This is a genomic window from Ammonicoccus luteus, assembly GCF_050880385.1.
GTDB lineage: Bacteria > Actinomycetota > Actinomycetes > Propionibacteriales > Propionibacteriaceae > Enemella.
In genome coordinates this window covers 59,528-71,895 of sequence record NZ_JBNZCI010000006.1, presented here as the reverse complement: position 1 = coordinate 71,895, position 12,368 = coordinate 59,528, and the positions used below count along the sequence as shown (strand labels likewise).

Genomic DNA, 12,368 nt, shown 5'->3' with positions numbered 1-12,368 from the left:
GGATCACATGTCCTGGGGCAGGACATGCTCGGCGCCGCGCACCGTCGTCGCCGGGTTCTTGCCGGCCTGGGCAGCCTTCATGACCTGCAGCCAGTAGGCGTGCTGAACCGGGTAGAGACCCTCGTCCTCGTTGGTGGATCCGGAGGAGATGACACCGTCCATGCCGAGGTCCTTGGCGAGCTGGTCCGGGCCGTCGATCCACTGGGTGGAGCCGCGCGACATGTCGTTCCACGGAGCAGCGGCAGCCTTGAAGGTGAACTGGCAGGCGCGGAACTCTTCCAGGTCGTCCGGGGTAGCCATGCCGGAGGCGTTGAAGAAGTCCTCGTACTGACGGATGCGATTGGCGCGTGCCTCGTCGCTCTCGCCCTTGGGGGCGATGCAGTAGATGGTGACCTCGGTCTGGTCCTGGGAGATCGGACGGAAGTGACGGATCTGGGTGGAGAACTGGTCCATCAGATACACGTTCGGATAGAGGCACAGGTTGCGCGAGCCCTTGACCATGAACTCACCCTTGGCCTTGCCGTGCTTCTCGACGAGCTCGTCGACGACCGGCCACAGCGGACGGTCCTCCGGGTTGGCCGCATAGGTCCACAGGCACAGGTGACCGTGCGGGAAGGACCAGTAGCCGCCACCCTGCTTGCCCCAGGAGCCGGCGTTGAGGGTCTTGGTGGTGTTCTTGGACTCGCCCATGCCACGGCGGGCGGTGGTGGCGGCGTAGTTCCAGTGAACCGCGGTCACGTGGTAACCGTCGGCACCGTTCTCGGCCTGCACCTTCCAGTTGCCGTCGTAGGTGTAGGTCGACGCGCCACGGAGCACCTCGAGGCCCTCCGGCGACTGGTCGACGAGGAGGTCGATGACCTTGGTCGCGTCACCGAGGTGCTCTTCGAGCGTCAGGACGTCGGGGTTGAGCGAGCCGAAGAGGAAGCCGCGATAGGAATCGAACTTCGCGACATGGGTGAGGTCGTGCGAGCCCTCGACGTTGAAGCTGTCCGGGTAGCCGGCGCCGTCCGGATCCTTGACCTTGAGGAGCTTGCCGTCGTTGCGGAAGGTCCAGCCGTGGAACGGGCAGGTGAAGGTCATGCGGTTGTCCGTCTTGCGACGGCACAGCATGGCGGCGCGGTGCGAGCACGAGTTGATGATCGCGTTCAGCGTGCCGTCCTTGGACCGCGTGATGACGACCGGCTGACGTCCCATCCACGTGGTGAAGTAGTCGCCGGGGTTGGGGATCTGGCTCTCGTGGGCCAGGTAGATCCAGTTGCCTTCGAAGATGTGCTTCATCTCGAGCTCGTAGAGCTCTTCATTGGTGAAGATCGAACGATTGGCGCGGAAGACGCCGTTCTCATGATCCTCAATGAGGAGCTGGTCCAGATCGGTGTGCGCAGTCATGTAGCCCTCCAGTGGCGACTCTGTCACTGTCCGACACGCCGGATTGCGGCCGGATATACGCTCACACTCTGCCGGTAACCCACCCTGGCCACACCGGGCAATACCCTAGGATTGACCCAGGGTGCTCAGGGTTCGGACGGTTGCCTGCAAAGGTGCCGGAATTGCCGCAGCCGGGCTCCCACGGGAGCCCGGCTGCAACAGATCCTAGGTGGCGCATGGAGCCCACCTTACGACCTAGTCAAACAATGCGATCACTTGACGCTGACGGTGGCACCCGCAGCCTCGAGCTTCTCCTTGGCGGCGTCGGCCTCGTCCTTCTTGGCCTTCTCCAGGATCGCCTTCGGAGCGGACTCCACCAGCTCCTTGGCTTCCTTCAGGCCGAGCGAGGTGAGAGCGCGCACCTCCTTGATGACCTGGATCTTCTTGTCACCCGCGGACTCGAGGATGACGTCGAACTCGTCCTTCTCCTCCGCGGCGTCGCCACCGGCGTCGCCACCGGCAGCACCCGGAGCAGCCACGCCGGCCACGGCCACCGGAGCGGCAGCGGTGACGTCGAAGGTCTCCTCGAACAGCTTCACGAACTCGGAGAGCTCGATCAGGGTCATCTCCTTGAAAGCGTCAAGGAGCTCGTCGTTGCTCAGCTTCGCCATGATGGGCGTCCTTTCTCAGTTCTCCTCTGCAGCGCCGGCTGCAGAGTCGGTCCCGGCAGCCGTGGCCGCGGATTCCTCGGTGTCCTCCGCAGCGGGCGCTGCCTCGGGTTCGCCGGCCTCGGCCGACACGTTCTCAGGCTTCTGGTCCGCAACACCGGCGCCGCCGATCTTGCTGGGGTCCTCCTGCGCGGCCTGCTCCAGCGCGCCCAGAGCACGAGCGAGCTTGGACGCGGGCGCTGCGAAGACATACGCGGCCTTGTTGAGGTTGGCCTTCATGCCACCGGCCAGCTTGGCCAGGAGCACCTCGCGGGATTCGAGGTCCGCGAGCTTCTTCACGCCGTCGGCGTCGAGGAGCTTGCCCTCCATGACGCCGCCCTTGATGACCAGAAGCGGGTTGTCCTTGCTGAAGTTCTTCAGACCCTTCGCCACCGCCGCGATGTCGCCGGTGATGAACGCGATCGCAGTCGGACCGGCGAGCTGCTCATCGAGCCCCTCGATGCCGGCATTCTTGGCTGCAATCTGGGTCAGAGTGTTCTTCGTCACGGCATAGGTGGCGTCCTCACCGAGGCTGCGGCGCAGCTCCTTGAGTGCCGCCACGGAAAGTCCGCGATACTCGGTCAGCACAGCGGCCTGCGAGTTGGTGAACCTGTCCGCCAACTCAGCCACCGCGGCTGCCTTGTCCGGCCTTGCCATGGTGCTCCTTCCCACTTCTCCTGGTGACCACCACAGTGGTGGCCCGCCGAGTCCCGCGGGCATGAAAAAAGCCCCATGCGCAGGGCGCACGGGGCTGGCGAGGAGCGCGCGCGAAGGCGCTCAAGTCAGCTTGCGTGTCACCTGCGCGGGCCTCCGCCTGCGGCGGAACTTCGGATCGGGACAAGCCCGATCAACCAGCGGTCTTCGGCTCGGGCAACTCTAAGGCATGGCTCCCGCCTCGGCAAAATCCTGCCCCGAGCGACCGCCGGGATCGCTCCCGGGGACACGGCCGAAGAACTGCCCCAGCCGGAACCCGCCTTGCCGATGCGTGTCATGGAATACGAGATTCGGCAGCCCTGATAGGCATTCCGAACAAATCTGACCGCCTGCTGATCCCAGCAGTCGAGATGAACGGTTAACCACCCTAGGGGCAGGGAACGACCGCAAGGAATTGAGGCTCCTCATCATCGATGAGGCTGATCTCGCAACGCGCCGGGTGGAGCGCGCAGGCAGCAGCTCGTTCACGAGCCATCCGCACCTGGGCGCACCGCCAGGACGCCGAAACGGCCGCGCCCGGCCGTCGGATCCAAGATCCTGAACGGCCGGGCGCGAATGCGTTCGTGACTCCGCTGCGCGCGGAGCCCAAGGAGGTCACTCCGCGGCTTCCGCCTTCAGCTTGCCGGGGTCGACGGACACGCCGGGACCCATCGTCGAGGAGAAGGTGATCTTCTTGATGTAGCGACCCTTCGAGCTGGACGGCTTGAGTCGCAGCACCTCGTCGAGTGCGGCGAAGTAGTTGTCCTGCAACTGCTGATCGGTGAACGAGGCCTTGCCGATGATGAAGTGCAGGTTGGCGTGCCGGTCCACGCGAAACTCGATCTTGCCGCCCTTGATGTCGGTCACGGCCTTCGCCACGTCCGGGGTGACCGTGCCGGTCTTCGGGTTCGGCATCAGACCGCGCGGGCCGAGCACGCGGCCCAGGCGACCGACCTTGCCCATCAGATCCGGCGTGGCGACGACTGCGTCGAAGTCCAGGTAGCCACCCTGGACCTTGGCGATGAGCTCATCGGAACCGACCTCGTCGGCACCGGCCGCGAGCGCCTGCTCTGCCTTCTCACCGGTGGCGAAGACGAGGACCCGTGCCGTCTTGCCAGTGCCGTGCGGAAGGTTCACGGTGCCGCGCACCATCTGGTCCGCCTTGCGGGGGTCGACCCCGAGGCGCATGGCCACGTCGACGGTCTCGTCGAACTTGGCCGAAACGTTTTCCTTGATGAGACCGAGTGCCTCGGTCGGGGCGTACAGCTTGTCGGCGGTCTGCTTCTCAGCGGCCGCGCGATAGGCCTTGCTGCGCTGCATGTCTGACTTCCTTTGCGATCTGTTTGTGTGTGTCAGTCGTGGTGCGGGGCTAGCGCTCCCCTCCCACGGGGTGCGGCGGTCAGTCACCGTCCGCGTTCGAGGAGTTCTCCTCGGCGAGCATCAGCCCTCGACGGTGACACCCATCGAGCGGGCGGTGCCCTCGACGATCTTCATGGCGGCCTCGACATCGTTCGCGTTGAGGTCCGGCATCTTGGTCTCGGCGATTTCCTTGACCTGGTCACGGGTGATCTTGCCGATCTTGTCCTTGTGGGGAGCGGCAGAACCGGACTTCACGCCGGCGGCCTTCTTGATCAGCTCCGCGGCGGGCGGGGTCTTCGTGATGAAGCTGAAGGTGCGGTCCTCATAGATCGTGATCTCGACCGGGATCACGTTGCCGCGCATGGCTTCGGTCGCAGCGTTGTATTGCTTGCAGAAGTCCATGATGTTGACGCCGTGCGGGCCGAGCGCGGTGCCGACCGGGGGCGCCGGGGTGGCAGCGCCGGCATTGAGGGCGACCTTGACGAGCGCCGCTACTTTCTTCTTGGGAGGCATGTTCGGGTCCTCTGTTGGGTTGTGGTTGTGATGGGCACGCACAAAGGCGCACCCAGGGCTGGCTGAGCCCAAGATGACATTTTCACCCGCGAGCGGTCAGAGACCAAATCGGTGCCGCCGGATCGGCCGGACAGCCGGGGCGCGGAACCGGGTCCGCGGGCGGACGCTCCCGTCCGGGGAGCGTCGTGTCAGACCTTCTCCACCTGGGCGAAGGTGAGATCGACGGGGGTCTCGCGACCCATGAAGTCGACGAGCGCCTTGAGCCGCTGGCTGTTGGCGTTGATCTCGGTGATGGAGGCATGGACGCCGGCGAACGGGCCGTCGGTAATGAGAACCGAATCGCCCTCGGCGAAGTCCGCGACCTCGATCTTCTTGCGGCGGGCCTGCTTGGGCGTGCCCTCCACCTTGGCCGCGGCGGCGGCGATGACCGCCGGTGCAAGCATCTGCTCGACTTCTTCCATGCTGAGCGGCACCGGCTGGGTCGCGTGGCCGACGAAGCCGGTCACCGACGGCGTGTGCCGCACGGTCGCCCAGGATTCGTCGGTCATCTCCATGCAGACCAGGACATAGCCGGGGAGCACGGTCCTGGTCACGGTTTTCTTGTTGCCGTTGCGGATCTCGACGGCCTCTTCCGTCGGCACCCGGACCTCGAAGATGTAGTCCTCCATGTTGAGCGACTGCGCCCGGGACTCGAGGTTCTGCTTGACGCGCTTCTCCATGCCGGAATAGGTATGCACCACATACCACTCCCCAGGCTTGGCGCGCAGCTCGGCGCGAAGCTCCTCGAGCGCCTTCTCCACCGCTTCGTCCGCGGTCTCGTCGGCTTCCTCGGCCTCGACGTCGAGTTCTTCGCCGGCAGAGGTCTCCGCCTCGGCATCCGGACCGAAGTTCAGTGCTACGTCGTCCTCGGCCTGATCGGCGTCGTCGGCATCGCCACCGAAGTCCAGGTTCAGCTCGGTGTCGTCCTCGTCGGCTGCAACGGTTTCGTCGGCGCCGAAGTCGATCTCGATGTCGTCATCGTCCGCCATGTCGGCCTCGAGACCGGCCAGCAGGCTCTCGACGGTGACGTCGTTCTCCTCGGCGGGGTCGAAGTCATTGTCGCTCACAGGGTGCCTCCAGTCGTTGTCAGCCGAACATCTTAAGGATCAACCAGCCGAAGCCGAGATCCAAGAGGCTGACGATGGTCATGATGAACAGGACGAAGACCAGCACCACAACGAAATATTGCTGGACCTGGTTGCCGGTGGGCCACACGACCTTGCGCAGTTCGCCGACCGACTGGGCCACGAACTTGCCCGGCGTCGTCCGCCGGTCGGTGTCGCTGTCGGCTGCGGCCGATCGTTCCCGCCGCACCGGCGCCGTGCTCCGCACGCGCCCGGCCCCGACTCGGACCGATTCCGCGGGTTCAGCACGTTCTGCGGTCTCGTCGTCAGCGGCGAGGTCCTGATCGGTGTGGGCCTCGGACTCGACGGTCCGGCTGCGCCGCACGGGCCGGTTCGCCCGCGGCCGACGCCGCGGCGCGGGATCAACCGCGACAGCATCGTCCGCATCGGCAACCTCATCGGTGGCCCGATCAAGCTTTGCCTCGTTGATGTCGGGTGTGCTCGGGTCATCGACGTAATCGTCATCCGCCGTGTCCCGCGGGTCGTCGATCTCGGCATCGGCCGTGAGCTCGGCAGGAACCTCGGCGGACGGATCGGGAGTTTGGTTCAGCTCAGTGGGGGTCGTCTCGTCCGACTCGTCGGCCGAATCGGGGAGCTTCTCATCTGCCACTGGTTTGGATCCTTCGTCGTCGCCTCGTCGTCTCGTCCGGCGTTCTCCGGCCTGCTGCTCGCTGCTCGGGGACCGATGGCGAACGCGGTCAGGTCGTGTCGCACGGCAAGAGGGACTTGAACCCCCAACCTTCGGTTTTGGAGACCGATGCTCTGCCAGTTGAGCTATTGCCGTCCGGTGGACACGCCCCAAGCGCGGCGTTGCCACCAAGACAGGAAGTGTAGGTCCTTTTTTCCCTCGCGTCGAACTGATTCCATGGCGGGCCCGCCCCTGCGTCGCGGATGTTCACGAAACGGCCCCTGAGAATGTGGGGCAGACTGGTCACAGCACAAGATGAGAGCAGGTGCCGCGTGACCGAGAGCTGGGAGTCCGCCCAGGAGTCCCGCGAGCGCGCGCACACCGGGGAAACGCTGGACGGATTCTCCAACTGGCATCAGATCGGCCGCGGCGGCGACGCGAACGTCTATCGCGCGATCCAGGACTCCCTCGGTCGCGAGGTTGCGGTCAAGGTCCTCACGTTGGACGACGACGAGTCGGTGCGTCGCTTCAAACGGGAAGTCCGGCTCATGGTCTCGCTCGGCCGCCGGCATCCGAACATCGCCAAGGTGATCCAGATCGGGACGAGCAGTCTGGGCCGGCCCTGCATCGTGATGGAGTACTACGAGCTCGGCTCCCTGGACCAGCGCCTGTCCCGCAGCGGCCCGCTCAGCGCCGACGAGGTCATCCGCGTCGGCACGGTGATCGCCGATGCGCTCGATTTCGCCCATGACAACGGGGTGCTCCACAGGGACGTGAAGCCTCAGAACATCCTGATCCTGCCCACGTCCTATGTGCTGGCCGATTTCGGCATCGCACGGCTGATCGACTCGGCCAACACCTCCAGTGCCGACCGATTCTCCTATCGGCACGCCTCACCTCAGGTGCTGGATGGTTTCCAGGCGAGCGAGAGCGACGACATTTTCTCCCTCGGCGCCACGATGTTCCACCTGCTCGACGGCAAGCCGCCCTTCACTACCACGACAAAGGAACCCGACTCGGCGCTGGCGTACATCAAGCGGGTCCGCCTCGAAGAGCCACGCCCCTTGAACCGACCCGACGTGCCGCCGGAGCTCAGCGCGTTGATCGCGAAGTGCCTCCGCAAGGATCCCGCCGAGCGCTTCCGCAGCGCCGGCGAAGTCAGGGATCACCTCGCGATGCTTCCGACTCATTGGCCCGAGAGCCCGAACCGCCCCGCGCAGCCGACTTTCGCCCCAGCCCGCCAGGAGTCCGGTCCTCAGTGGGGCATCGCCCGTGGCCAGGTGCGCGGCACCGAGGACCTGACGGCCGTGCGGCTGGGTTCGGCACGGTCGGCAGACTCGGCGGACTCGACCTCCGAGCCACCGGTCGTCGCCACAGCGGGGCTGGGCGCCAGAACGCGATGGTCCGGACCGTCTCGGCTCGGGGTGATGCTGGCCGGCATCGCCGCCGGGGCGCTGCTCGTCGTGGTGGGGGCGCTCGCGCTGGCCAATTCCGATCCGGAACGGACGCTCGCGGTGCCGCCGACGGTCGCGCCCACTTCTGCGCCCACCGAACCCGCAGCCGGCAGCCACAACCCGAATCTGGCGCCGCGCAACCTGCAGGTCACGATCTCGGGAAACACCGCGACCGCCACGTGGCAGCGTGCAGCCGAGGAGCCGGAGACCTATGGGTGGGGGGTGACCGCTCAACCCGAGGACGACGTGTCGATCGCCCGGCTGAACCTCCCCAGCGAGCGACGGGCGCAGACCAGCGTCGATCCGGAGTGGGTCCAAGTGTGTTTCACCGTCGTCGGCATGCGGGACGGGCAGTTGGGCGGCACGCAGGAGTGCGTGCCGCGCTGATCGCGACGCGTCAGCCGCTGGACACCATCGTGGCGACCTGGAGGGCCTCGGCGATCGGCATGTGACCGTCCCGGAAGTTGAGCGTCACCCCACCGAGATCGGTGCTGCAGACGACCTGCCGGATGACCCGCGCGACGTTGGCGCGCGAGGTGTCGCCGCAGGTGACGTGGTCGCCGACCTCGAGCATCCCGGTGCCGGGATTGTCGGTCAGCACGCCGGGTCCGAGAATGGTCCAGTTCAGCGTCGACGAGCGCAGGTGTGCATCGGCTGCCGCGAGTGCCTCGGCATACGGGCCGTCGGGGTCGCCCGGCCCGCCCGGGACCCTGCCGGTGCGCGAGTGGGACACCATGACATATCGCCCGATCCCGGCGGCCGCCGCCGCGTCGATCGATCGGATCGCAGCGTCGCGGTCGACCGACTTGTTTCGCTCCGGGTCGTCGATGGCGGGCCCGACGCACCACACGACGGCGTCCCTGCCGCGCAGGAGTTCGACCAATCCGGCGGTGTCGTGCCGTTCAAGATCCGCCAACCGGGCCGCGGCCCCGGCGGCCTCGACCTCGTCGATGTGATCCGCACTGCGCACGAGCGCCTCGACCTCATGACCTGCATTGACGAGAAGTGGAGCCAACAGCCGGGCTACCCTGCCGTGGCCGCCGATGATCACGATGCGCATTCGGTGCTCCTTTGCGCCGTTATCGAGTGCGAACCGCCAGCGGCGATCCGCATCAGCGATGCATCTTCTGTGCGATCGTACGCGCCATGCCCCGGCACCGTGGGCCAAACACCAAATCAGCCCGCAGATCGATCAGCGGTCACGGCGCCACCACACTTCCGGGCTGATCGCCCAGACCGCTCGCCGCCACGGGCTGGCGGCGGCACGGAGCCGGCGTACCACCTCGTCCGCCAACTCCGAAGACTCCTGCGCGGCAGGGACGGGACCGGGCGCGAAGGCGGCGGTTTCGGCGTGGGTGGCGAGGGTGACGGCGGGTGGTACGCCGAGGGCGGCTGCCCGTTCGGTCGCGCTGCGGGTGCGGTCGGGTGGCCATCCGGCCAGCGTCATCGCGTCTTCCACCCGCAACCAGGCGCCCACTGTGCCCAGATCACGCTGTGCGCGCGTCCGGCGTCGCCGCGCGATGAGAAGCCCGGCCACGGGCACGAGGACGAGGAGGAGCGCCAACAGCGACCACGCGGCCGGGGAGACCGCTCCCCCGTCCGGACGATCGGTGGCCGCCGACGGGGGCGGGGTCGGCTGGACGGTGCGGTCCGCTCGCGGCGTGGGTGGTGCGACGCGGCCCGGTCGCGGCGTCTGGGCGCCGTCCGGACTGGGCGTGGGATCGAAGGCGACCCAGCCGTGGCCGACGAAGTACACCTCCGGCCACGCCAGCGCATCACTGCCGCGCACGACGCGGGTGTCCGGGTCACCCGGCAGCGGTTGGCCGTCACCGAAACCGACCACGACACGGGTGGGCAGGCCGACGGAACGGGCGAGGAGTGCGTACGCGGTCGCGAACTGCTCCGAGGTCCCCGCCCGCCCGCCCCGCTCCCGCGGCGCGAAGAGGAACTCGGACAGCCGGCCCAGGGACGAGCCCCCAGGAGCGTTCGCGTCGAACACCCGGCCGCTCGAGACGGCACGTTCGAGTGCCTGCGCCATCTGCAGATAGCTCTCGGAGCCGGCGGTGACCTCGCGGGCGTACCCGACGAACTCCGGCGGCAGCGCCGGCAGCGCGAGATAGCGGGGTTCCTCGGCGACGCCGGCCCCCTCGACCTCCGCCATTCGGGCCGCATCGATGCGACCCGTGACCGCATAGCTGACCACACCATCCGCCGGCAGGTTCCGCACGAGCATCGATCCGTTGTCGATGTCGACCACCGGTTCGCCGAGGGCCTCGGGCACTGAGACCGCCACGGGTTGGCCCGGGCTGGGGAGCCACCGCGTGGTCGTTGTCCACGTCACCCCTGCATCGACGGTGACCTGGAAGCGGCCCGGGGGCAGGACCGGCTGTTCGGTGGTGCCCAGCGGGAGATAGGACGACCGGGAGCCGAAACTGACCCCGTCATAATCCGGCAACACGACCAGGCGCAGCGGGGCGTTGTCACCGGTCCGGCGCAGCACCTCGAGTTCCGGGTTGCGCGCCCAGTGCCCCAGCATCGGCAGTGGGTTGGGTTCCTCGAGATGCGTGACCGGGGGCTGCACGAGTTCGCGGGGCTGGAAGGGGGCGCCGAGAGGAAGGTACGCGAACAGCAGCGCCAGGACTGCCAACGCGGCGGCAGGCACCGCTGCCCTGGGCACACCTCCGGCCCGGGCCGGCTGACCGGCCGAGCCCATGCCACCACCGACCCGCGCAACCCAGGCCCATTGCAGGAGAAGCACCAGGACGACCGCCAACGCGATCAGGCCCCACGGGTCCGCACGGCCTGCGGTGAGAAGCGCGGCGCTCACCAACAGCACCAGTGCGGCGACCAGCGGATGCCCGAGGAATCGGCGGCTGTGCAGGCCGAAGCCGAGCACGGCGCCGGCCGCCCACGCAATGACCAGGCCGGGCCCCAACAGCATCCCGGTCACCGGCGCCGGATAGGTGGACGTGAGCAGGATGGGCACGCTGTCAGCAACGGATGCGACCAACGTGAGGCCGTCGCGACGGCCCAGAACAACGAGCGCAACCAGCGGCACGGCGACTGCGAGGAGCACCGCGATCGCGAACGAGACACCGCTCCGTCGAGCGAGCCACAGGACGCCCAGACCGAGGATTCCGGCAGCCAGCAGGAACGGCCACGCGGCGAACCCGACCCAGGCGCTGCGAAGCGCGAGCGTCCCGAGGACCAACAGCGCGACGGCCACGCCGACCCGGCCGGCCGCGAAGCCCCCACGTTCTCGCCCCGCCACCCGCGCCGTGGGCGGAAGCCGGACCGGCTGCGTACTCATCCGACCGCCCGATCCCAAAGCCGGGTGAGGTCGACGGACCCCGGCGCGCGGAGGATCGACACCGCGCCGACGGTGGCGGCGGTCGGCGGGTGGGGATGGAGCAGGAGGAGCACGCCGGTCGTCCCGCGCGCAGCGATGCCGGCGAACACCTCGACGGGAGCCTCGGCACCGCTGATGACCGCCACTGTGTCGAGCCCACGGGCGAGGCGCAGCCCCCGGACGGCCTCGTCCGCAACCTCGGCGTCGCCCGTGCTCGGGCGGACCTCGGCGAGCGCGATGCGAACGCGTTGCCGGTCCGGGCCGGCGTGAACGGTTTCGGCGACCGATTCGTCGACGACGCCGGACATCGTCACCAGGTGCACAGGCTGGTCGAGTTCCTCGGCGAGACGACACAACGCGAACGCGACCTCGACGGCGTCCTCGAAGTGGTGGTCCCCGGCGCCGTGGTCGACATAGTGGGCGGCCGTGTCGTCCAGAACGATCGTCAGGTGTGGCATGGCGGGTTCGGCATCGTCACGGACCATCAGCTGCCCGGTGCGGGCAGAGGTGGGGCCGTGCAGGCGGCGGAGATCGTCGCCCGCGACATATTCGTGCAGGCCCACCAGATCCGTTCCGCCGTGCTCGGCCGATTCATCGGCGCCGACCGCCGAACGCCGGCGCCCCCGGGGCAGGTGGTGCACCGGAACCAGGCGTGGCAGGACACGGACGTGATCGGTCGCGCCCTGGGTAACCGTGGCCACCGCAAGCCCGAACCAGCCCACGCGATGGACCGACAGCGGGCCGACGGTGAGCAGACCGCGATGGGCGGTCGGGACGCGGTAGCGGACCATGTCGCCGGTCACGGCCACCTGCTCGGTGTGCGAGCCGACCCGGTCGGACAGCGCGATGCGGGCCCCTTTCGGGCGTCGACCGGCGACCTGCAACGTGGTCCAGCAGTCGCCGTGGCGTTCGACGATCTTCGGCTCGACCGATCGGTGCACTTCCAGATCCGGCCGCCGGACCACCATCGCCACGTCCAGCGCCAGAGCAGCAAGGAGCGCTACGCCGATGCCGAGCAGGGTGGCGTACTGCCACCACAGACCCAACACCAGCAACACCGCACCCGTCAGGCCAATCACGAGGCCCCATCGGCTCACGGGGCCGATGCCGCGGCGCAGGTCAAGGGTGGTGGGCATG

11 protein-coding genes and 1 tRNA gene are annotated in these 12,368 nt (G+C 67.9%); 1 reads left to right on the top strand and 11 read right to left on the bottom strand.

Going from position 1 to position 12,368, the window contains the following annotated elements; all coding sequences use genetic code 11:
- Positions 1-3 precede the first annotated feature (3 nt).
- The 8 genes from benA to ACQ260_RS13650 all read right to left on the bottom strand — a co-directional run bounded on the left by benA (position 4) and on the right by ACQ260_RS13650 (position 6,584).
- On the bottom strand, positions 4-1,386 hold the full coding sequence (gene benA / locus ACQ260_RS13685) for a benzoate 1,2-dioxygenase large subunit (RefSeq protein WP_432560016.1): 1,383 nt from the start codon (positions 1,384-1,386) through the stop codon (positions 4-6).
- Positions 1,387-1,637: 251 nt separating this feature from the next.
- On the bottom strand, positions 1,638-2,036 hold the full coding sequence (rplL, locus tag ACQ260_RS13680; RefSeq protein ID WP_432560015.1) for a 50S ribosomal protein L7/L12: 399 nt from the start codon (positions 2,034-2,036) through the stop codon (positions 1,638-1,640).
- A gap of 15 nt (positions 2,037-2,051) precedes the next feature.
- Positions 2,052-2,729 (bottom strand): 50S ribosomal protein L10, encoded by a 678-nt coding sequence (gene rplJ / locus ACQ260_RS13675; protein ID WP_432560014.1) that lies wholly within the window; start codon positions 2,727-2,729, stop codon positions 2,052-2,054.
- A 651-nt stretch (positions 2,730-3,380) separates the two neighbouring features.
- Entirely contained in the window at positions 3,381-4,085 is a 705-nt protein-coding gene (gene rplA / locus ACQ260_RS13670) for a 50S ribosomal protein L1 (protein WP_432560013.1), read from the bottom strand.
- A 120-nt stretch (positions 4,086-4,205) separates the two neighbouring features.
- Positions 4,206-4,637: a 50S ribosomal protein L11 gene (gene rplK, locus ACQ260_RS13665; protein WP_432560012.1), complete on the bottom strand. Its 432-nt coding sequence runs from the start codon at positions 4,635-4,637 to the stop codon at positions 4,206-4,208.
- 188 nt (positions 4,638-4,825) lie between these two features.
- Entirely contained in the window at positions 4,826-5,665 is an 840-nt protein-coding gene (nusG, locus tag ACQ260_RS13660) for a transcription termination/antitermination protein NusG (RefSeq protein ID WP_432560138.1), read from the bottom strand.
- Positions 5,666-5,762: 97 nt separating this feature from the next.
- Complete coding sequence (secE, locus tag ACQ260_RS13655; protein WP_432560011.1) at positions 5,763-6,410, bottom strand: preprotein translocase subunit SecE; 648 nt, start codon at positions 6,408-6,410, stop codon at positions 5,763-5,765.
- Positions 6,411-6,511: 101 nt separating this feature from the next.
- Positions 6,512-6,584 (bottom strand) — tRNA-Trp (locus ACQ260_RS13650).
- 176 nt (positions 6,585-6,760) lie between these two features.
- On the opposite strand from ACQ260_RS13650, the gene ACQ260_RS13645 reads away from it, so the two are divergent.
- A complete protein-coding gene (locus tag ACQ260_RS13645; protein ID WP_432560010.1) occupies positions 6,761-8,269 on the top strand; it encodes a serine/threonine-protein kinase in 1,509 nt (502 codons plus the stop codon).
- A 10-nt stretch (positions 8,270-8,279) separates the two neighbouring features.
- On the opposite strand, the gene ACQ260_RS13640 is transcribed toward ACQ260_RS13645, so the two are convergent.
- The 3 genes from ACQ260_RS13640 to ACQ260_RS13630 all read right to left on the bottom strand — a co-directional run bounded on the left by ACQ260_RS13640 (position 8,280) and on the right by ACQ260_RS13630 (position 12,367).
- Positions 8,280-8,942: an NAD(P)H-binding protein gene (locus tag ACQ260_RS13640; protein ID WP_432560009.1), complete on the bottom strand. Its 663-nt coding sequence runs from the start codon at positions 8,940-8,942 to the stop codon at positions 8,280-8,282.
- A gap of 132 nt (positions 8,943-9,074) precedes the next feature.
- Complete coding sequence (locus tag ACQ260_RS13635) at positions 9,075-11,192, bottom strand: transglutaminase-like domain-containing protein (RefSeq protein ID WP_432560008.1); 2,118 nt, start codon at positions 11,190-11,192, stop codon at positions 9,075-9,077.
- Complete coding sequence (locus ACQ260_RS13630; protein ID WP_432560007.1) at positions 11,189-12,367, bottom strand: DUF58 domain-containing protein; 1,179 nt, start codon at positions 12,365-12,367, stop codon at positions 11,189-11,191. The genes ACQ260_RS13635 and ACQ260_RS13630 overlap by 4 nt, the downstream gene beginning before the upstream one ends.
- Position 12,368: the final 1 nt, after the last annotated feature.